Annotated in this window: 25 protein-coding genes and 1 pseudogene; 10 read left to right on the top strand and 16 right to left on the bottom strand. The window is 72.5% G+C overall.

The window, feature by feature from the left end; all coding sequences use genetic code 11:
* Positions 1–23: 23 nt before the first annotated feature.
* Positions 24–479 (bottom strand): tellurite resistance TerB family protein, encoded by a 456-nt coding sequence (locus IF19_RS0112515; protein ID WP_030115961.1) that lies wholly within the window; start codon positions 477–479, stop codon positions 24–26.
* 279 nt (positions 480–758) lie between these two features.
* Here IF19_RS0112515 and hemC point away from each other — a divergent pair, with 279 nt between their 5' ends.
* Positions 759–1,691 (top strand): hydroxymethylbilane synthase, encoded by a 933-nt coding sequence (gene hemC / locus IF19_RS0112520; RefSeq protein ID WP_030115962.1) that lies wholly within the window; start codon positions 759–761, stop codon positions 1,689–1,691.
* A 232-nt stretch (positions 1,692–1,923) separates the two neighbouring features.
* Here the strand turns inward: hemC and IF19_RS0112525 are convergent, their stop codons facing one another.
* The 3 genes from IF19_RS0112525 to IF19_RS0112535 all read right to left on the bottom strand — a co-directional run bounded on the left by IF19_RS0112525 (position 1,924) and on the right by IF19_RS0112535 (position 4,425).
* Complete coding sequence (locus IF19_RS0112525; protein ID WP_030115963.1) at positions 1,924–3,219, bottom strand: cation:proton antiporter; 1,296 nt, start codon at positions 3,217–3,219, stop codon at positions 1,924–1,926.
* Positions 3,220–3,221: 2 nt separating this feature from the next.
* Positions 3,222–3,692, bottom strand: a complete 471-nt coding sequence (locus IF19_RS0112530; protein WP_030076978.1) for a cation:proton antiporter regulatory subunit — start codon at positions 3,690–3,692, stop codon at positions 3,222–3,224.
* A 184-nt stretch (positions 3,693–3,876) separates the two neighbouring features.
* On the bottom strand, positions 3,877–4,425 hold the full coding sequence (locus tag IF19_RS0112535) for a flavoprotein (protein ID WP_030115964.1): 549 nt from the start codon (positions 4,423–4,425) through the stop codon (positions 3,877–3,879).
* A 241-nt stretch (positions 4,426–4,666) separates the two neighbouring features.
* On the opposite strand from IF19_RS0112535, the gene IF19_RS0112540 reads away from it, so the two are divergent.
* Together IF19_RS0112540 and IF19_RS0112545 are read left to right on the top strand one after the other, a co-directional pair.
* Positions 4,667–5,311: a dihydrofolate reductase family protein gene (locus IF19_RS0112540; RefSeq protein ID WP_030115965.1), complete on the top strand. Its 645-nt coding sequence runs from the start codon at positions 4,667–4,669 to the stop codon at positions 5,309–5,311.
* Positions 5,312–5,519: 208 nt separating this feature from the next.
* Entirely contained in the window at positions 5,520–6,020 is a 501-nt protein-coding gene (locus IF19_RS0112545; protein ID WP_050493890.1) for a hypothetical protein, read from the top strand.
* 185 nt (positions 6,021–6,205) lie between these two features.
* Here the strand turns inward: IF19_RS0112545 and IF19_RS0112550 are convergent, their stop codons facing one another.
* The 3 genes from IF19_RS0112550 to IF19_RS0112560 all read right to left on the bottom strand — a co-directional run bounded on the left by IF19_RS0112550 (position 6,206) and on the right by IF19_RS0112560 (position 7,440).
* The gene (locus IF19_RS0112550; RefSeq protein ID WP_030115967.1) at positions 6,206–6,568 is read right to left on the bottom strand and encodes a hypothetical protein; all 363 of its coding nucleotides are present in this window, start codon (positions 6,566–6,568) and stop codon (positions 6,206–6,208) included.
* 33 nt (positions 6,569–6,601) lie between these two features.
* The gene (locus IF19_RS1000000138180) at positions 6,602–6,865 is read right to left on the bottom strand and encodes a hypothetical protein (RefSeq protein WP_223858093.1); all 264 of its coding nucleotides are present in this window, start codon (positions 6,863–6,865) and stop codon (positions 6,602–6,604) included.
* 158 nt (positions 6,866–7,023) lie between these two features.
* A complete protein-coding gene (locus IF19_RS0112560; RefSeq protein WP_030115969.1) occupies positions 7,024–7,440 on the bottom strand; it encodes a prevent-host-death protein in 417 nt (138 codons plus the stop codon).
* A gap of 184 nt (positions 7,441–7,624) precedes the next feature.
* Between IF19_RS0112560 and IF19_RS0112565 the strand changes: the two genes are divergently transcribed.
* The 3 genes and pseudogenes from IF19_RS0112565 to IF19_RS1000000138185 all read left to right on the top strand — a co-directional run.
* On the top strand, positions 7,625–8,266 hold the full coding sequence (locus IF19_RS0112565) for a hypothetical protein (RefSeq protein WP_030115970.1): 642 nt from the start codon (positions 7,625–7,627) through the stop codon (positions 8,264–8,266).
* An 85-nt stretch (positions 8,267–8,351) separates the two neighbouring features.
* The gene (locus IF19_RS0112570) at positions 8,352–9,467 is read left to right on the top strand and encodes an NADAR family protein (RefSeq protein ID WP_030115971.1); all 1,116 of its coding nucleotides are present in this window, start codon (positions 8,352–8,354) and stop codon (positions 9,465–9,467) included.
* A 323-nt stretch (positions 9,468–9,790) separates the two neighbouring features.
* Positions 9,791–10,579: pseudogene (locus IF19_RS1000000138185) on the top strand (hypothetical protein); the annotation flags it as partial.
* 764 nt (positions 10,580–11,343) lie between these two features.
* Here IF19_RS1000000138185 and IF19_RS0112580 read toward each other — a convergent pair.
* The 3 genes from IF19_RS0112580 to IF19_RS0112590 all read right to left on the bottom strand — a co-directional run bounded on the left by IF19_RS0112580 (position 11,344) and on the right by IF19_RS0112590 (position 14,043).
* A complete protein-coding gene (locus tag IF19_RS0112580) occupies positions 11,344–12,819 on the bottom strand; it encodes a flotillin family protein (protein WP_030115973.1) in 1,476 nt (491 codons plus the stop codon).
* Positions 12,820–12,943: 124 nt separating this feature from the next.
* A complete protein-coding gene (locus IF19_RS0112585) occupies positions 12,944–13,453 on the bottom strand; it encodes a hypothetical protein (RefSeq protein WP_030277668.1) in 510 nt (169 codons plus the stop codon).
* Between the two features lie 104 nt (positions 13,454–13,557).
* A complete protein-coding gene (locus IF19_RS0112590; RefSeq protein WP_030115976.1) occupies positions 13,558–14,043 on the bottom strand; it encodes a peroxiredoxin in 486 nt (161 codons plus the stop codon).
* 305 nt (positions 14,044–14,348) lie between these two features.
* Between IF19_RS0112590 and IF19_RS0112595 the strand changes: the two genes are divergently transcribed.
* The gene (locus IF19_RS0112595; protein WP_030120007.1) at positions 14,349–15,167 is read left to right on the top strand and encodes a serine aminopeptidase domain-containing protein; all 819 of its coding nucleotides are present in this window, start codon (positions 14,349–14,351) and stop codon (positions 15,165–15,167) included.
* A gap of 116 nt (positions 15,168–15,283) precedes the next feature.
* The gene (locus tag IF19_RS0112600) at positions 15,284–16,981 is read left to right on the top strand and encodes a SpoIIE family protein phosphatase (protein WP_106973618.1); all 1,698 of its coding nucleotides are present in this window, start codon (positions 15,284–15,286) and stop codon (positions 16,979–16,981) included.
* A gap of 173 nt (positions 16,982–17,154) precedes the next feature.
* Here IF19_RS0112600 and IF19_RS0112605 read toward each other — a convergent pair whose 3' ends face one another.
* Complete coding sequence (locus IF19_RS0112605; RefSeq protein WP_030115981.1) at positions 17,155–18,006, bottom strand: GNAT family N-acetyltransferase; 852 nt, start codon at positions 18,004–18,006, stop codon at positions 17,155–17,157.
* 149 nt (positions 18,007–18,155) lie between these two features.
* A complete protein-coding gene (locus tag IF19_RS0112610) occupies positions 18,156–18,401 on the bottom strand; it encodes a hypothetical protein (RefSeq protein WP_030115982.1) in 246 nt (81 codons plus the stop codon).
* Between the two features lie 247 nt (positions 18,402–18,648).
* Here IF19_RS0112610 and IF19_RS0112615 point away from each other — a divergent pair, with 247 nt between their 5' ends.
* Positions 18,649–20,148: a ParB/Srx family N-terminal domain-containing protein gene (locus tag IF19_RS0112615; protein ID WP_030115983.1), complete on the top strand. Its 1,500-nt coding sequence runs from the start codon at positions 18,649–18,651 to the stop codon at positions 20,146–20,148.
* 159 nt (positions 20,149–20,307) lie between these two features.
* On the opposite strand, the gene IF19_RS0112620 is transcribed toward IF19_RS0112615, so the two are convergent.
* The 4 genes from IF19_RS0112620 to IF19_RS0112635 all read right to left on the bottom strand — a co-directional run bounded on the left by IF19_RS0112620 (position 20,308) and on the right by IF19_RS0112635 (position 23,501).
* Positions 20,308–20,931, bottom strand: a complete 624-nt coding sequence (locus tag IF19_RS0112620) for a phosphatase PAP2 family protein (protein WP_030115984.1) — start codon at positions 20,929–20,931, stop codon at positions 20,308–20,310.
* Between the two features lie 28 nt (positions 20,932–20,959).
* Entirely contained in the window at positions 20,960–22,246 is a 1,287-nt protein-coding gene (locus IF19_RS0112625) for an MAB_1171c family putative transporter (protein ID WP_030115985.1), read from the bottom strand.
* A gap of 66 nt (positions 22,247–22,312) precedes the next feature.
* Positions 22,313–22,900 carry a hypothetical protein gene (locus IF19_RS0112630; RefSeq protein WP_030115986.1) on the bottom strand — a complete coding sequence of 196 codons (588 nt, stop codon included), beginning with the start codon at positions 22,898–22,900 and terminating at the stop codon, positions 22,313–22,315.
* 10 nt (positions 22,901–22,910) lie between these two features.
* A complete protein-coding gene (locus tag IF19_RS0112635) occupies positions 22,911–23,501 on the bottom strand; it encodes a hypothetical protein (RefSeq protein WP_050493891.1) in 591 nt (196 codons plus the stop codon).
* 904 nt (positions 23,502–24,405) lie between these two features.
* Here IF19_RS0112635 and IF19_RS0112640 point away from each other — a divergent pair.
* A complete protein-coding gene (locus IF19_RS0112640) occupies positions 24,406–24,609 on the top strand; it encodes a cold-shock protein (RefSeq protein ID WP_030189287.1) in 204 nt (67 codons plus the stop codon).
* The last annotated feature ends 71 nt before the right edge of the window (positions 24,610–24,680 follow it).

Below are 24,680 nucleotides of genomic sequence, written 5' to 3' on the forward strand. Positions count from 1 at the left end.
TGCTCCCGGTGATCGCCGGTCGCTCAGAGGTCGAACTCGTGCGGCGGCAGGTCGAGCGCGAAGCACGCCTCCCGTACGACGCCCCGCTCGGTGGCGTCGAAGTCGCCGTCCGCGCCGCCGATGACGATGCCGATCTGGATCACGGCACGGGCCTCGGCGGGCTTCTTCTTCGCCTTGGCGATCTCCTGGATCACGCTGACCTTGCCGAAGGCGAAGTCGGCGGTGAGCTGGTCGACGTACGCGTTGAAGCGGCGCTGCAGGTCCTCGGCGGGGAAGTTGCGCAGGACGTCGTTGGCCCCGATGAGCGCGGCGACGCGCTGACGCTCCGCGGGGTCGACCGAGCCGTCGGCCGCGGCGACGAGGGCGCACATGGCCATGCTCGCGTCCCGGAAGGACCCCGACTTGAGCTCGTTCTTCTTCGCCTCCAACTGCGTCTGCATCGACGAGGCGGATTCCTTGATGCGGTCCCACAGAGCCATGACGTCTCCTTATGTGCTGCGTTCTGCGTTCTACGGAGTGGTGCTGAGCCGGGATCGAGGCACCTCTACAGCCGTGTAGAGATTAGCAGCGTGCGCACCGCTCCCGCGCCGGGTTCGAGACGGCTTCCCCGGTACGGCATCCGCCTCGCACGTATGACCGCTCGCACGCACGCGCTACGGCATGACGTGTCGTCGGACGGCCAACACCCGTGTCCGAAAGCGGAGATGAACGCCGCGTCCGGACGGTGGACGGCCCGCCGGACCCTCTATCGTGGCGCCATGTCCGTCGATCTGATCCGCATCGTCTCCCGTGACTCGCCCATGGCGCTGGCCCAAGTGGAGCGCGTACGCAGCGAGTTGTCCGCCCTGCACCCCGGCATCCGCACGGAGGTGGTCCCGGTGAGGACGACCGGCGACAAGTGGATGGGCGATCTCAGCGCGGTGGAGGGGAAGGGCGCGTTCACCAAGGAGGTCGACCAGGCCCTGCTCGCCGGGGAGGCGGACCTGGCGGTGCACTGTGTCAAGGACATCCCGGCGGACCGCCCGCTGCCCGCCGGCACGGTCTTCGCCGCCTTCCTCCGGCGCGACGACATCCGCGACGCCCTGATCCACCCGGGCGGCCTGACCCTCGACGCGCTGCCCGCCGGTACCCGGATCGGTACCTCCTCCGTACGCCGTTCCGCCCAGCTCGCCGCGTCGCACCCGCACCTCGACTGCGTACCGATGCGCGGCAACGCCAACCGCCGGCTGGAGAAGCTGGCGGCGGGGGAGGCGGACGCGCTGCTGCTGGCCGCGTCGGGGCTGGAGCGGATCGACCGCGCGGACGTGATCACCGAGATCCTGTCGACCGAGGTGATGTGCCCGCCGATCGGCGCGGGCGTGCTCGCGCTCCAGTGCCGCGAGGGCGACGACGCCGTCATCGACACGGTGAGCGGTCTCGGCGACCCGGCCGCACACCGCGAGACGACCGCCGAGCGGATGTTCCTCCATGTGCTCCAGGGCCACTGCAACAGCCCGATCGCCGGGTACGCACGCGTCGAACGGAACGGCGACCTCTCGCTCCGCGCGAAGGTGTTCACGCCGGACGGCAAGACCGTGCTGAACGCGCACGAGTGGGCCGGCCCGCTGGACCCCGCCACCCTGGGCACGTCGGTCGCGGTCGCCCTGCTCCGGCAGGGGGCGCGCGAACTGATCGACGGCATCGCGCACTGAGCCGCGGCGAGCGTCCGGAGGCGTCCGCAGGCGTACGGAAGAGTACGAAGGCGTACCGAGGCGTCCGCAGGCGTACGGCCGCCCCCGAAGCCGTACGGAGACGCCCGCAGGTACACCCCGGAGTGCACAGCCGTGCTGTACGGAGACGCGCGTACGCCGGAGCCCCCGGACCCCACCGTGCTCGTGGGGTCCGGGGGCTCCGGCGCCGGTCGTGCGACCGTCCTGCCGGGGGCTATTCGCGCTTCTCGCCCGCCGGTTCCGGGGTGAGGTCGTCGTGCGAGCCCAGCCGGCGTTCGGGAGCGGACTTCGGGGCCGGTTCGGCGGGCTCCACAGGGCTCGCGCCCGTACTCTTCCCGGCGGCGGGCTCGCCGCCGCCGCGACGGGCCGCGATCTTCTCCGCGAGGGGCTGCGTCCACCGTGCGGTGAGCGGGCCGACGATGACGAGGATCAGGACGTACGCGGTGGCGATCGGGCCGATGCGCGGCTCGGTGGCGACGGCCAGACCGGCGATGACGATGGAGAACTCACCGCGCGCCACGAGGGTGCCGCCCGCCCGCCAGCGGCCGCGCGAGCCGACTCCGGCGCGGCGTGCCGCGTAGTAGCCCGTGGCGATCTTGGTGAGGGTGGTGATGACGGCCAGCAGGGCGGCGGGCAGCAGCACCGGCGGGATGTCGGCCGGGTTCGTGGAGAGCCCGAAGAAGACGAAGAACACGGCGGCGAACAGGTCCCGCAGCGGGGTGAGCAGCTTGCGGGCGCCCTCGGCGACCTCGCCGGAGAGCGCGATGCCGACGAGGAACGCGCCGACGGCCGCCGAGACCTGGAGCTGCTGGGCGACGCCGGCGACCAGGACGGTGAGGCCGAGGACGACCAGGAGCAGCATCTCCGGGTTGTCGGAGGAGACCGCGCGGCTGATCAGACGGCCGTGGCGGAGCGCCAGGTAGAGGACGATGCCGACGGCGCCGAGGGCGATGACGAGCGCGAGGCTGCCGCCGGCCAGGCTGACCCCGGCGAGCATGGCGGTCAGCAGCGGCAGGTAGATCGCCATCGCCAGGTCCTCCATGACGAGGACGCCGAGGATGACGGGGGTCTCACGGTTGCCGAGCCGGCCGAGGTCGGTCATCACCTTGGCGATCACGCCGGACGAGGAGATCCAGGTGACTCCGGCGAGCGCGACGGCGCCGACCGGTCCCCAGCCGAGCATCAGGGCGGCGACGGCGCCGGGCGTCGCGTTCAGCACGAAGTCCACGGCGCCGGAGGGGTACTGCGTCTTGAGGCTGGTGACCAGCTCGGACGCGCTGTATTCGAGGCCCAGCAGGAGGAGCAGCAGGATGACGCCGATCTCGGCGCCCACCATGGTGAACTCCTCGCTCGCCTTGAGCGGGATGAGCCCGCCGTGCCCGAACGCGAGCCCCGCCAGCAGGTAGAGCGGGATGGGGGAGAGTCCTATCCGGCCGGCGAACCGGCCGACGAGCCCGAGCCCGAGGATGACGGCCCCCAGCTCCACCAGCAGTGCGGTCGTGTCGTGCATAGTCAGCCCTCCGCAATGATCTCGGAGAGCGCGTCCACGCCCTCACGTGTACCGACGGCGACGAGCGTGTCGCCGATGGCCAGTCGGAAATCCGGTTCCGGCGACGGGTGCGCGCTGTGGGTGCGCAGCACCGCCACGATGGACGCCCCGGTCCGGGTCCGCGCCCGCGTCTCCCCCAACAGCCGCCCGCCGTACGGGGAGCGGGACCCGAGCGGGATGTGCTCGGTGACCAGGTCGATGCCCTCGGTCCGTACGGCGTCGATGGGCGCCGGATCGATGAGGTGCGCGAGGGCGGTGGCCTCGGTCGTCGTCAGGGGGACGGAGAGTTGGCACGAATCAGGGTCGTCCTGTTCGTAGAACCCGATGAACCGGCGGCCGTCGTGGTGGACGACGACCGAGATGTGCTGGCCCGTCTCGGTCGTGAAGTCGTACTGAGCACCCACTCCGGGCAGTGACGTACGGCGGGTTCCCATGGCTTCCTCCCGAGACGTGCGGCGGTACGCGCGCACTTGGCGATCTCTTTATCCGGCCATTACCTTATCGGGCGACGAGGATCCGTCGAGGGGCCGAGGACCCGGTGCCGTCGGCCCGGCGGCCATGGCGAACGGGTGCCCGGACCGCCCCCGGCCGTATGCCGCACCTGTCCGAAAATCGCCCCTACCCGGCGCGCTCGGGTGCGAGCAGTTCCAGCGCCTCCTCCCACGGGAAGACCGCCGTCTCACCGGACTTGGGCGTGTGCGGCGTGGCGGAGCTGACCCGTACGCCCATGGCGCGCAGCCTGGCCAGACTCTCGACGTACGCGGGGTGCCGGGCGAGGAAGGAGTTCACGGCGGGGAGGACGGCGGTGGGGACGCCCTGCCCGTACGCCTCGCAGAGGATGCCGAGGGCCAGGGTGTCCGCGATGCCGGCCGCCCACTTGTTGACGGTGTTGAACGTGGCGGGGGCGACGGCGATCGCGTCCGGGTCCGGAAACGGCCGGGGTTCGCCGGGGGAGCGCCAGGCGGAGCGGACCGGGTAGCCGGTCCGCGCCTCGACGGCCGCCACGTCGAGGAAGCCGAGCCCCTGCGGGGTGGCGACGACGCCCACGTCCCAGCCGGCGTCCTGCGCGGCGGCGAACAGCACGTCGGCGTCACGGGCGACCCCGGCCGCGCAGACGACGACGTACAGGAACGGCCTGCGGCCCCTCGATCCGGACGGTTCGCGCACGGGAAGACCTCCATCGGTCCGGTGACTGTCGGTGTGGTGTGGTGCGATGCGGTCAGCGTAGGGCGAGGGTGTCGGGCGACGGACTGAAGGAGAACGGCCGTGAACCGGCGGCGGGACCGATGAGTTCCGCGGCCACGACACGTCTCGTCTCTGCCGTCGTTCGCACACGAGCACGCGTACGAACAGCGCATGAGCAGGCGTACAAGCAGCACACGAGCAGGCACACGAGCAGGAGGAACGCATGGCGCAGTTGCTGAGGGTCCAGAACTTCACCGTCTCGTCGGACGGGGTCGCCGCGGGGGAGGACCAGACGCTGGAGCGGCCGTTCGGCGATGTCGACCCCGGGGACCTGTTCTCCTGGGCGGGGGCGACGGCCAGTTGGCCGAACCGGACGGACCCGGGCGGCAGCCGGGGCCTGGACGACTACTTCACCCGGGACTTCACGCACAACATCGGGGCCGAGATCATGGGCCGCAACAAGTTCGGCCCGCAGCGCGGGCCCTGGGAGAACCACGACTGGCAGGGCTGGTGGGGTGAGGAACCCCCGTTCCACACACCGGTGTTCGTCCTGACGCACCACACCCGGCCGTCGATCACGCTCTCCGACACCACGTTCCACTTCGTCGACGGCGACCCGGCGACGGTACTGGAGCGCGCGCGGGAGGCGGCGGACGGCAAGGACGTCCGGCTGGGCGGCGGCGTCACGACGATCCGTGAGTTCCTGGACGCCGGTCTGATCGACACCCTGCACGTGGCGGTCTCACCGGTGGAGATGGGGAGCGGGCTGCGGCTGTGGGACTCGCCGGACGACCTGCGCGACCGCTACCACCTGGACGTCGTCCCGAGCCCGAGCGGCGTGACACACCACCTGTTCTGGCGAAAGTGAGGCCGGGGCCCGGCCAATTTCGGCAAGTGTCCTGCGGGAGCGCGGGGGATCGGGAACAGTCGGATGCGTAGTCGTCCGAGTGCGCAGAGGTACGGAGCGCCGTCCGGGCACCGCAGGCCGCCCGGACGGCGGCCACTCGAGAAGGACTCCCGTCGTGACGCCTTTCCACCCCCGTTACGCCGCCGCCGGTGATGTGGGCGCGGCACTCATGCTGATGGACTCCCGGCTCAGGAGTGTCCACGCGGACACGGTCGGCTCCGACCCCGAACAGCAGCGCCTGGTCGAGCATCTGCTCGGCTCGATGGGGCCGGAGGGCCTGGACGACATCCTGGACGGCGCGTGCACGCTCATCTTCATGTACATGAAGTGGCTGCGGGAGGCGCATGAGGCGCACGACAAGGACGTCATCGAGTACGTGGTGCCGACCCTGGTCGCGACGTTGAGGCAGATGCCCATCAGCATCCCGCCCGAGACCATCCCCACGATGTCCGGCATGGTCATCGCCGCCGCCATCGGCCTGAGCCCCACGCTGTGGCGGCAGCAGTACGGCGACTGGAAGCGGACGGAGCTGACCCCGGTGGAGGCGACGGCGTTCCTGCTGGCGGAACACATCAACCGCATGACGGGCGACCCGGACTTCGCGACCCGCCTGATCACGGAAGCGCTGACGCAGGTCGAGGAGAGCCACGCGGAGGCGGAGCGGGGGTAGGGGGAGGGGGCAGTGGGAGGCGTGCGCGGAACTCCTAAGCCCCGCGCGCGAGCCTCTGAGCAGCGGCCGGCCGACGACAGGCCCTAGGACAGCGGCCCGCCCACGTCCGGTGCCCCGGTGTCCGCCCGGCCACCATCCGGCTCCCCGGCCGGCGGCTCCCCGACTGACGGCTCCCCGACTGACGGCTATCCGACCGGTGGCCTCCTGACGAGCGGCAGTGGCCACCCGGCGCAGGCCAGGAGTGTGCCGCCGTCCTCGGTGAGGAACAGCAGGGCGGTCCACGACCGATCGGCGGCGTCGACCATCCCGGTGCGCACGGGCCGCCCGTACGCCCGGACGGCCTGAACGGCGGCCTCCAGCCCGAGCGGCTCGATCCCGTACTTCCGCATGCGCCGCAACCGCTGCCCGTAGACACCGGCATGCCGCCCGGCGGGCTGCGCCCGGTCGCCCACCCAGTAGCCGCCCCCGCCACGGAGGACGGCCAGAGCCTTCCCGGCCACCTCGCCACCGTCGGCGCCCAACAACGCCTCCAGCACGTGCTGTTCCATGCTCACCCCCACCGTCGCGTTGTCCGGGTGGGTTCAGGTTCCTTCGATCCAGTACTGGTGGAGGCGGGCCAATGCATCTTCCTTGGCCATGGCGGCGACGGTTTCCTCGGCGAGGCCCACCCGGTGGATCAGCATGTACACCAGGTCTGCGGGCAGCGTCTCTTTGGGTACTTCTGGGGCACCCCGGTTCGGAAGCCGACCATCGAGCACGCAGTCCCAGAACTCGTCCTCGGAGACCACCAGCTGGTCGCGGAGGATGTGGCCCCAGATCCCGGCGCCGTAGACCGTGCGATCCACGGGATGCGAGATCCGTGTACGCAGGATCCGCCCGTCGAACAGCGTCAGTTCGTAGGTGACGTGGTGAGTGCCAGTTCGTCCCCGTGCGTCCCGCACACGGTCCCATGCCTCACGGGTGCAAAACCTTTCATGTCGCTCACGGCTGGGCTGCGGTCGGTTCACCGGCCGTTCCCGACCAGCCAGTCGGTGAGCTGCTGATCGTCGCTGAGAGCGATCAGCTGTACCAGGCCCCAGTGGTCCTTGTGGTTCGGGGCTGTGCGCAAGCGGTCCTGCCAATCCTCTGCGTACTCGCGAAGTGCGTCGACCATCTCGCTGAGAGCCTCGTCGAAGGTGGCTCCGTCTGCTGCTACCGGAACGCCTGGAATGAAGATCGACCAGCCTCCAGACTCGGCGACGGCCTGAGCCTTCGCCGAGCAGCCCAGAGACAGATAGTGCCGCAGTCGATCAACATCGACGACCGCGGCACGGCCACTGTCCCGGCGTACGGTCGCCACGCGACCCTCGCCGGCCGCGTCAAGAAGATCCTTGAAGTGGGTCCGGGCCTCGGTATAGCTCTCGTAGTGCACTGCGGACATGCCGCCTCCTCCACGTTCCTATCAGCATGCCTCGACGTGGCGAGTACGTCAAGTACGTTAAGTACGTCTCGTGTACGAAGTGTTACATTCCGGTCGGGCTGCCACGAACCCCTCGCCTGCTCCCGTCCCCCCTGCAAGGCCCACGCCCGCTGTGGCTGTCGGTGGCCGGTGGGAGGATCGCGGGATGGTGATCACGGGGTATGGGGACGGGCCGACGGTTGTCGGGGAAGCGCTGGTCGGGCGGGCGGGGTTCTGGGGCTGTCATCTGCTGGGGCTGTGTGAGGACGGGGCGTGTGACGAGCGCGCCGAGCCCGCGTGGTTCGGGGGTGACGGGGCCGATGCGGATGCCCTCGCCGAGGTCCTCTTCGACCCGGAGCGGTGGCCGGTGTTCCGGGTTCCGGTCGAGGGCGCGGCCCCTGGGGGCGGGGTCGCCGTGGTCTACCGGAACCTCGACGGTGACGGCGGAGTGGAGTACCGGCGGACCGGAGGCGTGACTGGGGCCGTGACCGGAGCCGTGACCGGGGGTGCGACCGGAGGCGGTACGGGCGATGTTCGGCTCTCGTGGGGCGAGTTGGTCGCCGTCGCCGATGGTCCGGGCGGCGGTGGCGACGGGGTGTCGGACCGGGACGAGCGGTTCCTGTTGCTCCTGCCGTGCCTGCGCGGCACGTGGGAGGAAGCGGTCGCGCGGGAGCGGGTGGTCGCGGCTCTGGTCGCGGTGGGGGCGCCCGAGGACACCGTCGAACGGGCCGCCGGCCATCTGCTCGGTCATCTGGAGCGGCGGGCGGTGAACGAACCCGGCTGGAAATCGCCCCTCAGCGGGAGATGAACGGGGTCCCGTGCGAGGGGCGGCCCCGCCCGGACCTCCTCCAAAAGCAGGGGGGGCACGTGGCCCGACCCCGCACAATGACCGGATGATCGGCAACCGGATCACCCATCGCACGGCGGACGGCGTCCGTATACCCGGAACCTGGCGTCACGCCTTCATCCGCAACGGCGGGACGTTCTACCTGACCGACCTGGTCATCTACGCGGACGGGCTCATCGACTGCTGGGGCCTGGCCACCATCGATGAGTTCGAGCGGAAGCTGCGTTCCGGCTGGGTGGCCACCGGCCTGCGGGAGGGCGCCCAGGCGTCGGCCCACGGTCTGGCCTCGTGGCGCTTCGCCGAGCCGCGTACATGGCTCACCCCGGAGCTGCTGCTCGCCGAGGTGCGGGACGCGATCGACGAGCTGAACGGTCGCCCTGACTCGACCGGCCGGTGCCTGGCCGCCGTCGACGTGTTCCTCGCCGACCGCACCGAGGAGAACCGGGCCGCCGCCCGCGCCGCGTACCTGGCCGTCCCCGAGACCCGACGCCACTACGCGCTCGGTGACATGGACCGCAAGGACGGGCCGCTCCAGGTGCTGGTGGCGGGGCCCGGGGGCGTGACGGACCGCCGACCCGACGAGCCCGTCTCCCAGGCGATGTACGACGAGGCCGTCTCGTACTTCGAGGAGCGCGCCAGGCTGATCGCCGAACTGCCCTCCCGGGTTCCCGCCGACGGACCGGCCACGCCGCACGCACCGGCGGTCCACCTGCCCCAGACATATCCGCGACAGCGTGTCGACAACCCCGGAAAGGTGGCCCTGCGCAGCGACTACCCCGCCCCCATCGACATCGACGGCATCACCTACGCCTCCGTCGCACACGCCTACTGGGCCTTGTCGGTCGCCGATTCCACGGCGCGTGCCGCCGTCGCGGTGGCGGACACCGCGTACGCGGCTCGCGAGTCGGCCGCCGCCGCCACCCGGCGCGAGGGCTGGGAAGACGCCCGCGGCGCCGTCATGACCACGCTCCTGCGTGCCAAGTACGCCCAGCACCCGGACCTGGCCGACATTCTTCTCGCGACCGACGACGCTACGCTCATCTACGACGATGCCGACTCCACCTTCTGGGGCGACAACGCCGGCCGTGGCCGCAACTGGGGCGGACGCCTGCTCGAACTCGTCCGCTCCGAACTCCACGCGAAGCGCGCCGGAATCATGTGACGACCGCGCCGGGGTCGGTGCCCGGAACGCGAGGTTGACGGGCGGCCCCCTGCTCCGGCCGGAGGAGCGGGCGGGGCGCCGCGTGCGTTCCGGGGCGCGGTCGGGCTCGCTCGGCGGTCCACGAAGCGGTAAGTCACCTGGTCGAGTGGGGTTTTGCCTCGTTGGTCGGCCCGCCATCCCGGCTGCGGTACCGTGATCGAGTCATCACGCTCTGTGTGTGTACGTGTGTATGTGCGCGTACGCATACGGGGCGGCCCCCGGTGGTGTTCGAGCACCGAGCCGAGGGCCTTCACCCAACGAGTGGAAATACGGAGTCCACTGGGATGCTTCGGCATGCTATCGCGCCCTCCCGGCGCTACACGAAGGCATCGCACGATGTCGTGCGCCATCCGCGTCTGTGCAGCGACGCGAAGATCCTGATCCTGTACGTGCAAGGGCTGCCCGAAGGCGAGGCCGGGCTCGCCCTGTCCGAGCACGCACGGAAGTTGGGCATCCGGGGGCGCGCCTTCCAGCGTCTCAAGGAGCAGTTGCTCGTACACGGCTACGTGCACGAGCGGCGGGCCTCCGGCGACCGGGGGCAGTGGGCCACCCATCAGCTGTTCTCCAACGTGCCGTTGGACGACGCCGGGGCACGCGAGCTGTGGCGGCGGGCGGCGGAGGGTCTGGAGAGCGGTGGCGGCGGCTGTTCGATCGGCGGCGCTCCCGGTGGTGTGCCCGACGGCGTACCCGGTGGCGCTCGTCCGGTCTCTCCCCGGGGCTCGTCGCGCCGGTCCTCCGCTCCGAGTGCGCGCTTTCCGACCGTCGGCCGGCCGGGCCCTCGGGCCGTCGGTCATCAACTACCGGTGGACGAAGAACGGGAGAAGAACTCTTCCCGCCCACCCTCCGAAGCGGTCGCGGTGCTCGTCGGTACGTCCGATACGTCGGATGGGCCGGGAGCGCGTGAAGCAGCCCCAGCGCGCAGGGCTGATGAAGCCCGCGATGCCGTCGAGTCCGCCGTTGCCGCCGATGCCGCCGAGACTCCCGAGGCCGTCGAGTTCGCCGAAGCCGAGCGGGTGTTGTTGTCCCTGCGGCACTCCCATCGCGAGCTGCACCTCGGCGTTCCCGAGGCGCGCGCTCTCGTCGGGCAGGCCGTCGAATGGCTGCGGCGCGGGGTGTCCGGCGCCGATCTGCGGCGGGTGCTGACCAGCGACCTGCCGCCCGGTGGCGTGCGGTCCGCCGTGGGGTTCCTGCGCCACCGGCTGGTGCAGAAGATGCCCGCGCCCGTCGCCCCCGCGCCCGCTGCTGCCTTCGCCCCGGCACCGGTTGCCGCCTTCGCCCCCGTGCCCGTCGCCCCCGCGCCCGCTGCTGCCTTCCGGCACCGGTTGCCGCCTTCGCCCCCGCGCCCGTCGCCCCCGCGCCCGCCCCGGCGTCCGGGACCGCGTCCGTACCCCGGCGGGAGTCCGGGACCGCGCCCGCATCCCCGCTTCCGGATGCCGCTCCCCGGTACGTTCCTCCGCTCGTCACCTGCGAAGGGCCCGGCACCGAGCACGTCTTCCGGTCCCTGGGAGGCGAGACCCGGTGCCCGGACTGCGAGCAGGAGGCCGCCTGGGCCCGGTGGGCCGAGTGCCGTATCGCCGCACTCGGGGGCGACGCCCTTCCCGGACCGGGCGACCCACGACCGGACGGCTGGCGCGCCCGGTTGGCCGCCGCCACCGAGGCGGCAGCCGCCCGTCAGGCCGAGCGGGAGACCGGGGAGACCGAGCGGGAGGCCGGAGACCGCGCGGACGGGTGTGGAGCCGGGGCGGCGTGACCGTGCCCGGGAGCCCTCGCGGGGGTCCCGGGCACGGGGTGGCCTGGCGGGCGGGCGGAGGATCGTGGCCCCCGCCCGTACCCGCCGTCAGCCCTTGATCTCGATCTCGCCGTTCTGCTGCGAACCCGGTCCGCCCGGCGTCGCGGCGTCCGCCGCCGTACCGGACTCGCCGGCCGTGGGCGCGGGCACCGTGCCCGTACGGGACGTGAGGTTGTTCAGGAGCGACGCCAGGTCCACGCCCGTGGTCGAGCTGAGCAGCTCCATGCCCTGCGAGACGTTGTCCGTGACCGTACGGGCGAGCTGGCTCGCGCCGTCCGTGGAGATGACCGTCATCTTGTCGATGGCGCTCAGCGGCTCGGAAGCCTTCGCGACCACGCTGGGGAGGACCTCGACCAGCATCTGGAGGACGGCCGCTTCACCGTACTGGGCGAACGCGTCGGCCTTCTTCTGCATGGCCTCGGCCTCCGCCGCACCCTTGGCGGCGATCGACGCGGCCTCCGCCTCGCCCTCGATGCGGACCGCGTCGGCCAGCGCCGAACGGTGCAGCTTCTCGCCCTGACCGGTCAGGCGCGAGCGCTCCGCGTCCGCCTCGGCCTCCTTGACCTGGGCGATGCGGCGGGCCTCCGCCTCCTGCTCGGCCTGGTAGCGGGCGGCGTCGGCGGGCTTACGGACCTTCGTGTCCAGCTCGCGGTCGGTCAGCGCGGCCTGGCGCTCGGCGACCTTCTCCTGCTCGGTGAGGACTTCCTGCTGGCGTGCGGCCTCGGCGAGCGGACCGGCGGCGTTGGCCTTGGCGGCCGCCGCCTCCGTCTCGGCCTTGATCTCGGCCTGCTTCAGGTAGTACGTCCGCTCGGCGATGGCGATCTCCTCGGCCGCCTTCAGCCGGGCCTGCTCCGAGGCGCGCTTCGCGATCGCCTCGGCGATGTCCGCCTCCTGCTTGGCGCGGGCGGCCTCCGGGCGGCCGAGGTCCTCCAGGTAGGAGCCCTCGGTGGTGATGTCCTGGATCTGGAAGGCGTCCAGGATGAGGCCCTGGCCGGAGAGGCTGGCCTCGGCCTCCTCCGCGACCTGCCCGGCGAACGCGGCCCGGTCCCGGATGATGTCCTCGACCGACATCCGGCCGACGATCGCGCGGAGCGCGCCGGAGAGCACTTCCTGGGTGAAGCCGACGATGCCGTCCTGCTGCTGGAGGAAGCGCTGCGCGGCGGCGCGGATCGCGTCCTCGCTGCCGCCGACCTTGACGATCGCGACGCCTTCGAGGTTCGACTTCACGCCGCGCAGCGTCACCGCGCCGCGCACGGCGATCGGGATGTGCCGGCTGGAGAGGTCGAGCGTGAACTTCTGCTGCACGAACGGCACGACGAAGACGCCGCCGCCGACCACGACCTTCTGGCCGCTGTTGTCGATGCTGGTGAGGCCCGTGACCGGGTCCGTCGACTTCTTGCCCCGGCGCCCGGTGATGATGAACGCCTCGCTGGGCCCGGCCACCTTGTAGCGGGTGATGACGACGAGGCCGAGCAGGACGAGCAGGACGACGATGCCGATGACGGCGATGACTACTGGACTCATGTGATGTGTCCCCCCTGCCTCCCGTGGGGGACGGCAGATTGTTGTGGAGCTGGGCGGTGCTGTGGAGTTCGGGTGGGTCGGGGATGGCGGACGGGGGTTGGCCGGCGGTCCGGGTGTCGCGTGGTCAGCGCTCCACCGGACGGACCGCGACCGAGGTGGTCGACAGGGCCTCCTCGACCCAGATCTCGGTACCGCGCGCGACGGGAACGGCCGATTTCGCCGCGTACTTCACGGGCTGGCCGCCCAGCCGCAGCATGACCTCGCCGTAGCCCTCCGCCGGGATGGCCGTCACGACGGAACCGGACGTGCCGACCAGGTCGGAGCCGCGCGGAGTCGTGTGCGTCTGGTCGCGCATCAGGGCCTGGCTGAGCTTCCAGGTCAGCCAGGCCGCCACCAGACCGGCGGCGACGCCGACGGCGGTGGCCACGACCGTTCCGGCGCCCGTCGTGCCGAGCACGACGGCCCCGCCGAAACCAAGCATCGAGACGAAGCCCGCGATCACCGGAAGCGACAGCAGCCCGTCGAACAGGCCGTCGAGCACGCCTCCGAAGAGCCCTTCCAGGACCCCGTCGAAGATCAAGGAGAGCGCGAGCAGGACGATCCCCGCAATGCCGAGACCGAGAAAGAAGGTCACGCGATCACTCCCCGCCTGTCGACTTCCCCCGATTGTTTTTCGTCGATCTGGCTGGATGGTCCCATACCGTACCTGCCTCAGTCACTGCCGGATTCCGGCAATCTTTACGACTTTTTGATGCCGGACAAACGGTCCGTGAGCGTGGAGAGCGACTGGAAGGTCGCTCCGAGCAACGCCACGTGCTTCCAGCGGACCACCCCGTCCGGGTCGATCAGGAAGACCGCCCGCCGCACGCCGATGCCCGGCGCCGCCACCCCGTACGCCCTGGCCGTCTCCCGGCCCTCGTCGGCCAGCAGCGGCATGCGGAGGCCGTGGGCGCGGGCGAACGACTCGTGACTGTCCACACCCTGTGGACTGATCCCCCAGACGTCGGCGTCGAGCCCCTCGAACGCCTCCATGCCCGAGGAGTACGAGCACAACTGCTTCGTGCAGACGCTGGTGTTGTCCCCCGGGTAGAACGCCAGCACCACCGAACGGCCGCGGGCGGAGGAGAGTCGGTAGTCGGCGCGGGTGAAGGAATCGCCGGACAGGGCTCCGCCGGGGAGGGTGAAGTCCGGTGCCGTGCTGCCGAGTTGAGGTCCGGATGCCATGGAGGGCTCCTTCGGTGTCGTCTACGGGGATGGTGCTCGCGTCACGGATGGTTCCGTGCCGGTGACCGTACAGTCGGTGACCGTAGAGTGGACGGCACGGTCCGCCGTCCCGCCCCCGCGACCGGTCCCTCCCCGGAGGGGCGCACCCGTCGGGGCCGGTGGGACCGGTCGGGCCGGTGGGACTGGTCGCCGGTCCGCCTGGCCACCGGCGCCCGGGGCGTCCGTCCGTCCCATCCGGAGCGGTCCCGGCGACGAATACCCGGCAGAGGGGGCTCCGCGCCCCGCACCCGGACCTGGAGGTACGCGTGGTTCAACGACCGCCGTCGGCAGCGGTTCTCGTTCTGCACGGTGGACGCGAGACCGGTACGGAGCCTCCGCCGCCGGGGCTGCTCAATCTGCCCGGCACCCGGATGCGCCCCTTCGTCAGGGCGCTCGGAAGGGCCGCCCGCACGGCCGGTACCGGTGCGGGGCCCGCCTCCGCCTCGGCCTCCTCAGCCGGGCCCGCCTTCGCCACCGGGGCCGGGAGCGGCGTGCTCGTACGGCAGGTGCGGTACGGCCACCGGGGCTGGAACGGCGACCGCGCCGACCCCTTCCACGACGCCGTGGCCGCCCTCGACGCGCTGCGGGACGAGGCGGGCGACGAGCTGCCGGTGGTGCTCCTCGGCCACTCGATGGGAGCGCGCGCCGCTCTCCGCGCCGCCGGACACCCCCTGGTGCGGGGTGTCGTGGGGCTCGCCCCCTGGTGTCCTCCGGGGGACCCGGTCACCCAGCTCGCCGACCGTGACGTCGTCCTCGTCCACAGCAACCGGGATCGGCTGACGAGCCCCCAGGCCAGCCAGTCGCTCACCGCGCGGGCCCGCCGCGCCGGCGCCCGTACCTGCATGATCACCGTCCGGGGCGGCGACCATGCCATGATCCGCCGGGCCCCCGCCTGGCACCGCGTCACCACCGCGCTCGTCCTGGGACTGCTCGGTTCCGGCAGCCTGCCCGCACCGGTCGGCGCGGCCCTCGCCCTTCCGGCCACCGCCGAGGCCACCGAGGGCACGCTCGACCTGGACCTCGACCTGGGCGCCGGGGCCGGGCCGGCCGGCCGTCCGCCGACGGCCGTTCCGCCACGCCGCTGACCGGTCCCCCAGCGGATGCGGTCCGGGGAGGGGCGGCCGACGATGGAGGACCCGGTGCTCGGGGGACCTCGACGGCGGGAGGCAAGGTCGTGCAGGCCGACGCGTGCGACGACGGTATGCCGTCGTTCTTCGACCCGAAGACGGTCGCGGCTCTGTTCGACGGCAATCCCGCCGCCGTCGCCGTGCTCGACCACGAACTCCGCTACACCTACGTCAACCCGGCGCTGGAACGGCTCAACGGCGTCTCCGCGGCCTCCCACATCGGCCGCACGTTCTCCCAGGTGCTTCCCGGCCTGCACGGCCAGGCCGGGGTCCTGCGCGAGGTGCTGGCCGACGGCAAGCCCCGGGAGGTGACGATCAGCGGGCGGACCTGGGCGCCCACCGAGGAGGAGCAGCAGCTCTGGCGCGCCACCTACCACCGGCTCGACGTGGACGGCGAGGGCTGCGGGCTGATGGCGATCGTCGTCGAGATCACCGACATCGCCCGGCAGCGGGAGGAGCTGGAGCAGGCCCGCGCGCACGTGGCCCTGCTCAGCACGGCCGCCGTCCGGATCGGCACCACGCTCGGTATGGACACCACCTGCCGGGAACTGGCCGATTTCGTCGTTCCCGAACTCGCCGACGTCGCGGCGGTCGACATCTTCCCGTCCGAGGTCGGGCACTCCGTACGCCGTCCCGCACCCGGTGTCGTACGGCTGCGGCGGGCGGCGCTGCGGGGCGACGGCGACCTCGACGAGCAGGTGCAGCAGTTCGGCCATCCGGGGGAGTACGTCGACTTCGCGCCGGACTCCGCGGTGACCCGCTGCCTCACCGAGCACGAACCGGTCGTCGAGGACTGGGAGGACCACCGGGGCGGGCGCAGCGCCTTCACCTCCGACCGGATAGCGGCCTCCCGGGCGCTCGGTCTGCGCCAGGCGCTCGTCGTCCCGCTCACCGCGCGCAGCCGGCCGCTCGGCACCCTCAGCCTGGTCCGGACCGAAGGGTCTCCCGCCTTCGACGACCAGGACGTGGCCGTGGCCCGCGAACTGGCCGTACGCGCCGGGGTGGCCATCGACCACGCCCGCCGGTACGACCGGGAGCACAGCATCGCCCGCGAGCTCCAGCGCTCCCTGCTTTCCGAGCCCTGGGGCCCCCACCCCCACGTCGAGGTCGCCACCCGCTACCGCCCCGCCGACCGGGGCGTCCTGGTCGGCGGCGACTGGTACGACGTGGTGCCGCTCCAGGACGGCCGCCACCTCAAGGCGATGGGCGACGTGATGGGCCACGGGGTGGAGGCGGCCGTCGCCATGAGCCAGTACCGCTCGCTGCTGCGGCTGCTGGCGCAGGAGGACCTGCCGCCGCACGAGATCCTGGAACAGCTCGACCGGATGGTGGAGCGGTCGGGCCTGGACCGGGCGGCGACCTGCCTGCTCGCCGTCGTGGACCGGTTCGGCGGGGTGTGCGAGGTGGCCAGCGCGGGCCATCTGCCGCCGGTCTTCATCGACCCGGGCGCCGAGGGGGCCCGGATCGTGCCGGTGCCGGTGGGGCCACCGCTCGGCACCGGGTTCGGCGGCTACCGGACGGCGTCCGTGCCCTGCGGCCCGGGGACCGTGCTGTTCATGTACACCGACGGGCTGGTGGAGCGCCGGGGCGAGGACATCGACGTGTCGGTGCGGCGGCTGGCCTCGCTGACCCTGCCGCCGGGCGGCGGTCTGGAGGACCTGCTGGACCGGGTGCTGGACCGCTTCGGCGACGACGCGGAGGACGACATCGCCGTCCTCGCCTCCCGCATCCGGGAGGGGGCGCCGGTAGTGCGGCCGACGCCTGCGGAGTGACCTTCGGGGCTTGGACGGGGTGAGCCCGGACGGGGTGAGCCCGGGCTGGGCGGAGCGGTTGTGCCCGGCAAGGGCCTGGACGTGGTGAGCCGGTGCTGGTCCAGGTCCAGGCCGGCGTGCCGTACGGGCCCGGTCCAGGCCCAGGCCGGTGTGCCGTACGGGGCCGGCCGGTGTCAGCCCAGTTCGAGGCTGGTGATGCCGTACAGGCCCGGCCGGTCGATCTCCGGGGCCGGACCGGTGTACATCCGGGCCGTGTCGAACGACGGCGTCAGGTCCAGCTCCTGCGCCAGCCGGACCGCCGCCGGGTTGACGTCGGGCACGTCCACGGCCACCGGGCCGTCCGGGGCGGCGGACGCCAGCGCGCTGACCAGAGCCGCCGCCACCCCGGGCGACGCGGCGTACAGGGGGCCGATCCGGGAGGCGGCGCGGCAGGCCCGCACCACTCCGAGGCCCCGCAGTTCACCGTCCCGCACCGCCGCCAGGGCCGTACGGCCGGGGGCGGTGATCCAGGAGGCCAGAAAGGTGTCCCGGGCGGCCGGGAAGAACCGGCGGTCGTACGCGGCGAGCACGTCGAACGGCACGCTCCGGGCGTCGACCAGAGTGGTGCCCGGCGGCGGGGCGATGCCGGGCGGCGGCGTCCCCTCGTACCGCGCGTTGCTCCAGCAGGTGCGGAAGCCGGAGCGGCGGTAGTTGTCCTGCTGCGCGGGCACTCCGTCCAGCCCGATGGTGCGCCCGGCGAGCCGGGCCGTCCCGGCCTGCCAGGTCCGCAGTCCGTAGCCCTGGCCGCGCAGGTGGGGGCGGGTGAGGTAGAAGCCCAGGAAGCCGTGGTCGGGGCCGTAGCGGACGACGGAGACGGAGGTGACCGGTTCGCCGTCCAGCCGTCCGAAGAGGAAGCCGCCGGGGTCGGTCGCGAAGAAGACGCCGCCGTCGTGGAGCCCCGGGTTCCAGCTCTCCTCGTGGGCCCACTCGCCCAGGGTCACGATGTCCTCGGCCCGGGCGGCGGTGATCTCGAATGGGTTCGGCACGGCACAGTCGTACCCCGGCCGGTCGCCGTTCAGCGGTCGGGGGACGGGCGATTTCCGGCCTTTCGGACGGTGCGCGGGCGCGTGGGTGCGGGCGCGGGTGCCGTGCGGGGTGCGGCGCGGCGCGTGGGGACGCGGTCGGGACGGGCCGGTCAGGCCGCCTCCGGGTTCTCCCGCTTCCGGCCGCGCAACTGCCGCAGGACCAGCGCGGCCGAGGTGATCAGCGGCAGCATCCCCGCCACCGCGTCGGCGGTGTTCAGCTTGTCGTGCGTGCCCTTGGCGCGGCGGACCTGCTTCGACGCCCTGACGACCGCGAGCGCGCTGCTGCCGAGGCTCAGCACGAGCCCGGCCTTGCTGCCGCGCAGGCCCTTGGCGGGTGCTGACCGGTTCTTCCCCATCGAAGCCACCTCCAGGCCGGTGGGGCGGGCCTCCTGCGCGGGCGCGCCCTCCCCGTCCACGTAACCGGGTGTCCGCCGCCCCTGCAAACGGACCGGCTCGGTGAGCGGGTCCGGGCGGGTTGTACCGCGACCGGCGGACCCGCGGCGGCACTCCCGCGCCACTCCCCGTTCACGCGGCGTCCGCGCGGGAGTCGTCGGGCCTTGCGACAGTCCCTCGCGGAAGACCACCACGCAGGAGGACACGTACATGAACGGATCGAGGGCGCGGCTGCCGCGGCGCGGGGCGCTGCTGCTGGCCGGTGTGCTGGCGGCGGGCACGGTCGTGGCCGGTGCGGGGACCGGGGCGGCCGCCCCCGCGGACCCGTGCGCCGGGACCGGACCGCTGCCGCGTGCCTGCGCGCAGCCGGGGGACCTGATCGACGTCACGCTCGGGGAACTGCACCCGACGCAGGCCGTCCTCGGTTTCGACCAGATCTTCTACAAGCTCGGCCGGTACGGCAGCGACCGCGACGAGGCGGCGGGCGGCGTCAACAAGCGGTTCGACGAGTGGTGCGAGACCAACGGCCAGGGGGAGGCCGCGTCGGCCCGCCCCGGGGCCCGGCTGGACGACCCGTCGAGCTTCACCTGCACCGTTCCGCTCGGGAAGGAGACGCCCGAGACGATCGCGCCGATGAAGACGGCCGTCGTCGGACCGGGCGGCAAGCTCTACCTCACCGACGGGCACCACACCCTGACGTCCTTCCTGGAGGGCCCGGACGGCTCGCCCGCGACGCGCATCCGGCTCCGCGTCACCGACAACTTCAGCGCGCTGTCCCCGTCCGCCTTCTGGCAGCGGATGACCGCCGAGAAGAAGGTGTGGCTGCGCGACGAGAACAACCGCCCGCTGACCGTGAACCAGCTCCCGGACCGGCTCGGCATCACGCACTTCCGCGACGACCCGTACCGCAGCCTCGTCTACTTCACCCGGGACATCGGCTACGAAGTCCCGGACGGGGCGACGGAGTTCCTGGAGTTCTCCTGGGGGTCCTGGCTGCGCGGCGAGCACGACACGGGCGCGTACGACCTGACCGCCCCCGGCCCCTACCTCGACCTGGTGAAGCGCGCCTCGAAGTCGATGGCCGCGCTCGCCCCCGACGCGGTCGTGGACGACGGGAGGACCGCGGCGCAGCTCGGCCGGATCGACGCGTGGAACGGCGGGAAGAAGGAGACCGGAGGGGAGTTCGCCAAGCTCGGCCGGCCGCTGAGCGACCCCAAGCCCGGCAAGCTCGCGGAGGCGCTGGACTACAAGGCGCGCGTCCAGGCGGCCCCCGCCTGCACCACCAGGGTCACCGGCCCCCGCAACGGCCCGCTGACCGTCACCGCCGGCGTCACCTGCCTGGACCGCGCCGCCCAGCGCGGCCCGGTCGTCGTCCGCCCCGGCGCGGCCCTCGTGGTCACCGGCTCCACGCTCGACGGCCCGGTCCAGGCCGACGGGGCGGCCGCCGTCCACCTGTGCGGTTCGCGGGTGTCCGGCCCGGTCTCGGTGAGCCGCGCGACCGGCCCCGTACGGATCGGGGGCCCGGGGTGCACGGCGAACACCGTCGAGGGCCCGGTCGTCCTCACCGGCAACACCGGGGGCGTCCGGTTCGCCGCCAACGCGGTCACCGGACCGCTGGTGTGCTCCGCCAACCTGCCCGCCCCGGCGGCCGGTCCGGGCCGCGCCAACGAGGTGCGGGGGCCGCGTACGGGGCAGTGCGCCGCGCTCTGAACCACGCGCCCACCCGCGTACGGGCCGCCTGAGCGGACGTCAGGGAACGGGCCCCCGACCGGTCGCGTGCCGGTCGGGGGCCCGTCGGCGTACGCGCTCCGACGACGCCGGGCGGAGTCCCGGGGGCGTGCCCGCCCGTCCGTCGGCGGTCGCGCGTGCTCAGCCGAGCACGTACGCCAGCGTCGTCGCCGCCCCCAGCGCCGAGCCCGCCACGGTCTGGGCGACGGTGTGGTACCCGAGAACGACCCGGGTCCAGCAGACCGCCGCCGTCAGGGCGTAGGCGGCGAGCCACCAGGGGGAGTGCACGACGGCCAGGAGGGCGACGGTCGCCGAGGCCACCGCCGCGTCGACCGAGATCTTCCACACGGTGTTGACGGCCAGCAGGCCGATCGTCATCACCCACAGGGCGAGCATCGCGACGAGGATGCCGGTCGGCGCGTTCCCGAGGACCATCACCACCGAACCCGCGCCGATCGAGCCCAGGATCACGAAGAAGATCGGCGCGCGCTTCGTCCGGTCCACCACATGGCGGTCGCCCCAGGTGCCGCGCCCCCGCTCCCACTCGATGTACCCGGCCGGGATCAGCCCGGCGCAGAGGGCACCGAGGAATCCCCAGAGCAGCCCGGTCCAGTCGCCCGCCGCCGCGAGGCCGATACCGAGCATGCCCGCCAGCAGGACGTTGCGCGGCTGGAGGACGTCGGTGACGGTGCGGGCCGCGGAGGCGGTGCGGGCGGAGGCGGTGGGGATCCCCTCGCCGGTCGTGGTGGGCGTGCCGCCGGTCATGCGCTCGTCTCCGTCGTGGGGGTGGGGGTCATGCGCCTGTCTCCGTCGTGGGGGTGGGGGCCGTGCGGGCGGGCCCGGCCGTCGCCGCCGTGAGGACGGCGCGGGCGGGTTCCTCGCCGACGCTCCGGTACGCGGCGGCGACCCGTACCAGCCGGGCCACCTCGCCGTCCTGGTCCGCCGCGTGCTGGGCGGCGACCGGCGCGGCCCCTCCGGCGGGTGCGCCGGACTCCTTCGCGAGCAGGGCGGCCCGGATCCAGTAGGCGTCGGTGAGGGGTTCGGCGCGGCGCGGGTCGTCCGTGTCCCGGGCGGCGGCCCGCGCGGCGGCGTCGAGGAGCCCCTCGGGCGCGTAGTGGCGCAGCTTCTCGGCCGCGTCCGCGATGTCGGCGGCCCAGCGGTCCACTCGCAGATCGGCCGGCACGTTGAACCGGGTCAGCTCGCGGGCCAGGGAGGCGGGCGGGTCGAACGGCTGGTCGGGGAAGGCGGCCATCAGCTCGTACCAGAGCGCGTGCAGCCGGACCTGGGCCCGCCACAGCCTGGCCCGGCGCGCCCCGGCCGCGAAGGCGGGGACGGACGCGCCGAGGGCGAAGAAGGCGAACAGCACGAGCTGCGCGGCCTCCGTGATCTGGTCGAACCGCAGGGCGAACTCCTCGCTCGGCTCGTCCACCACGCTGATCCACAGGAAGAGGGTGCGGCTCACGGTGTAGCCGACCCCGATGAACATCGCGAACGTCATCATCCCGAGGCCGATGCGCAGGTGGCGCCGCCGGGCGTCGAGCGTGGCCAGCGCCCACTGGAAGGCGCAGACGGCGGACGCGGCCCCCAGGTAGAGGTAGAAGACGCTCATGTAGAGCGTGGCGCCCCATTCGCCGGCGTGGTCGGAGACGAAGCGGTCCGAGGGCTGCGAGCGGTCGACGACGGTGAAGAAGAGGACGGTCAGCAGGACCAGGGTGGCGACGGACGCCTTGGCCGCCAGCTTCTGGACGAGCCGCGCGAACCGTACGTGGCGGGGGACCGCGCCCTCTTCGGGGTAGCTGCCGTAGATGGCCACGATGTAGCTGAGGATGGCCAGAATTGCCACGGTGGCGGTGTAGTGCTTGATGAGGACGGCGAGGTCGGTGACGGCGCTGTTGTTGAGCCCGATGCGCACCGCCTCGGTCTTCGTCCACAGCGCGAGGGCGAATCCCGCGTAGCAGCCCCACAGGGCCCGGCGTCTGCGGTCCTCCTCGTCACCCCACAGGGCAGCGGGCATACGCCACAGGGCAACGGCCGTCATCAGGCCGGCTATCAGGTAACCGGCGAGATCGAGGGGGGTCACGGCGCTGTTCGTCCTCGGGATCGGGAGCACGGGGGCGGGAGCCCGCGCACGGCGCGGTGGCACGTGTCAGCCGCGTCCGGTCCACCTGGTCGGGAACAGGGCGCGCCGCCGATGGGCCACCGGGCGGGACAGGGAGTTGTCCAGCCGCCCCACCATGTCATCGGTGGTGAGGTCCCGCGCCATCCGGGGGATCAGCGAGGCACCGAATTCGGCCATACGTTCGTCGTGGGTGTCGTACTGCGCCCGCGCCTGCACGGTCCCGCCGCCGGAGGCGAAGGACTCGGCGGCGGCCGGGGAGATCATCCGGGCGATCAGCGAGGTGTCGAAGACCGGCAGGAGCGCGCGCAGCCGCTCCGCGTCCAGGGTCGTCCCGTGGTCGAACCACTCGTGGCACAGCTCGTGCAGGATCACGTGCTGGGTCTGGTACGCGGTCGGCCTGCGGCGGTAGAGGACGAGGCTGGTGCCGCCGGACTTCAGGCGCAGCCCGCAGGCGGCGTTGACGCGCGCGAGGCGGTCCGGCATCTCGTGCAGCCGGATCGTGCGCCCGCTCGCCGCCTCCATGTTGGCGACGAGCCCGTCCAGCGTGAAGGGAACCGGGAGGGGCAGGTCGGCGAGCCCGGCCTCGCACTCTTTCCGCAGTTTCCTCAGGGACATGACGAAGACGCTACGCCGCCGGGCCCGCCGAGCGGGGGTTCACGGCGGAATCTCCGCCCCCGCCGCCACCGGCACCGCCCCCGCCACCGCCACCGCCATCGCCACCGGCACCACCGGCACCACCACCGTCATCGCCGCCGGCACTGTCCCGGGCGGCGTCCTCCAGCAGGTCCAGGGCGAACTGGAGGAGTTCCGGCGGGAGTCCGTCCTCGTCGATCCCCCGTCCGGCCAGGCCGCTGATCTCGCCGGTGCGCCGCTTGGCCAGGAACTGGAGCCCGGCGACGACGTCGTCGACGACCTCGGACTCCTCCTTGAAGAACCGCCAGTCCACGCCGAACCCCAGACCGAGGGCCTTGAGGATGTCCTCGGACGGCTGGGTGACCTTGCCGGCCAGGATGTTGGAGAAGTAGCTGTGCGACAGCGAGCCGCCCCGGTCGCGGACCAGTTCGGCGAAGACCCGTCCCGAGACGCGCTGGCCGGGAAAGGTCTTCTCGACCATGTACTCGACTTTCTCCCGCAGCGAGGCGAGGCGGGGCAGCTCGTCCGGGCCAGGGGGCTCGACGGGTTCCGGACCGCGTTCGCCGCCGTCGTCCTGGGCCATCCGGTCCTCCACGATCACCTCGGAGTCGGAACTGAGCTTGCGTAAACACTCTACGTCACTGTTAACTCGAAAAAACACGGGCAGGGGACCACGAGGGGAGTCCCTTGCCCGTGAACACCCGTACCCCGCGATGCCCCCAACAGGCGGGCGCAAGGCGGGAGTTACCGGCATCGGGGCCGAAAGTGGACCCCGGGCGGCGGCGCACGGGGCCCGGGCGGGCCCGGGCCGGGCTCCGGACAGGGGTGTAGCCCTTCACGACGGGGGATGCGTGAAGGGCTACGCGTGCATTATGGCCCCGCGGTCCTCCTGACGACAACTGACCGGTCGGTCAGCGGCCTGTCGGCGGTGCCGGAGTGACGCCGGATCAGGGGGCCTCGGTGGGCGGCGGCATGGCGTCCGCTCGTCCGCGAACGGTGCCGGCGCCCGGGCTCTTCCGTCCGCGGTGGCGTCCGTCCGCGCCGGTCGTCGGCCGGCGTCGCGCCCCCGCACCGCCGTGCGCGATCTCCCCGTGACACGCCGCGCGGCGGCTTCCGGCGGCGCAGCCGTGCGGCGGGGGCGGCCCGCGGGGCGATTTCGCCGCCGGATCGGGGAATATTCCCCGTGTCGTACCGAATTTCGGCACAAAGCGCGAGGATATTTCACGTTTCGGTGGACGTGGCGAAATCCGGTCGCTGCGCGGCCTGAGGGCGTGGTGATATGGCGCACCTACCTCTTCCGGCCTCGTCGTGTAGTCTGGATGGCAGTTGCAGTTGTGGTTCCCAAAAAGCTTCACGCGCTCCTGCCGACCGGATGTCGGCGGATGCGCCTCGGTCTTTCCGGTGCTCTTCCGGACGGGGTAATCATCGCGGCGACGCGGGATCCGCACAGTGCGGTTCCCCGGGCTCTGCCCCTAAGGAGATATGACATGGCTTCCGGCACCGTGAAGTGGTTCAACGCGGAAAAGGGCTTCGGCTTCATCGAGCAGGACGGCGGCGGCGCCGACGTCTTCGCCCACTACTCGAACATCAACGCCTCCGGCTTCCGCGAGCTGCAGGAGGGCCAGCGCGTCAACTTCGACGTCACGCAGGGCCAGAAGGGCCCGCAGGCCGAGAACATCACGCCCGCCTGATCACTCGGGCGGCACTGCGCAGCCGGGGCCCGCACCATGGGGTGCGGGCCCCGGCTCGTCGTCGTTTCCGG

It is taken from the genome of Streptomyces californicus, from assembly GCF_000717645.1.
GTDB lineage: Bacteria > Actinomycetota > Actinomycetes > Streptomycetales > Streptomycetaceae > Streptomyces > Streptomyces californicus.

Coding starts and splice junctions, on each gene's coding strand:
- IF19_RS0112540 (WP_030115965.1), top strand. CDS start 4,667: ATGGCGCAGTTGCTGAGGGTCCAGAACTTCACCGTCTCGTCGGACGGG.
- IF19_RS0112620 (WP_030115984.1), bottom strand. CDS start 20,931: ATGACCGGCGGCACGCCCACCACGACCGGCGAGGGGATCCCCACCGCC.
- IF19_RS0112515 (WP_030115961.1), bottom strand. CDS start 479: ATGGCTCTGTGGGACCGCATCAAGGAATCCGCCTCGTCGATGCAGACG.
- IF19_RS0112590 (WP_030115976.1), bottom strand. CDS start 14,043: ATGGCATCCGGACCTCAACTCGGCAGCACGGCACCGGACTTCACCCTC.
- IF19_RS0112550 (WP_030115967.1), bottom strand. CDS start 6,568: ATGGAACAGCACGTGCTGGAGGCGTTGTTGGGCGCCGACGGTGGCGAG.
- IF19_RS0112615 (WP_030115983.1), top strand. CDS start 18,649: ATGAACGGATCGAGGGCGCGGCTGCCGCGGCGCGGGGCGCTGCTGCTG.
- hemC (WP_030115962.1), top strand. CDS start 759: ATGTCCGTCGATCTGATCCGCATCGTCTCCCGTGACTCGCCCATGGCG.
- IF19_RS0112570 (WP_030115971.1), top strand. CDS start 8,352: ATGATCGGCAACCGGATCACCCATCGCACGGCGGACGGCGTCCGTATA.
- IF19_RS0112525 (WP_030115963.1), bottom strand. CDS start 3,219: ATGCACGACACGACCGCACTGCTGGTGGAGCTGGGGGCCGTCATCCTC.
- IF19_RS0112610 (WP_030115982.1), bottom strand. CDS start 18,401: ATGGGGAAGAACCGGTCAGCACCCGCCAAGGGCCTGCGCGGCAGCAAG.
- IF19_RS0112545 (WP_050493890.1), top strand. CDS start 5,520: ATGCTGATGGACTCCCGGCTCAGGAGTGTCCACGCGGACACGGTCGGC.
- IF19_RS0112640 (WP_030189287.1), top strand. CDS start 24,406: ATGGCTTCCGGCACCGTGAAGTGGTTCAACGCGGAAAAGGGCTTCGGC.
- IF19_RS0112630 (WP_030115986.1), bottom strand. CDS start 22,900: ATGTCCCTGAGGAAACTGCGGAAAGAGTGCGAGGCCGGGCTCGCCGAC.
- IF19_RS0112560 (WP_030115969.1), bottom strand. CDS start 7,440: ATGTCCGCAGTGCACTACGAGAGCTATACCGAGGCCCGGACCCACTTC.
- IF19_RS0112565 (WP_030115970.1), top strand. CDS start 7,625: ATGGTGATCACGGGGTATGGGGACGGGCCGACGGTTGTCGGGGAAGCG.
- IF19_RS0112580 (WP_030115973.1), bottom strand. CDS start 12,819: ATGAGTCCAGTAGTCATCGCCGTCATCGGCATCGTCGTCCTGCTCGTC.
- IF19_RS0112600 (WP_106973618.1), top strand. CDS start 15,284: ATGCCGTCGTTCTTCGACCCGAAGACGGTCGCGGCTCTGTTCGACGGC.
- IF19_RS0112635 (WP_050493891.1), bottom strand. CDS start 23,501: ATGGCCCAGGACGACGGCGGCGAACGCGGTCCGGAACCCGTCGAGCCC.
- IF19_RS0112530 (WP_030076978.1), bottom strand. CDS start 3,692: ATGGGAACCCGCCGTACGTCACTGCCCGGAGTGGGTGCTCAGTACGAC.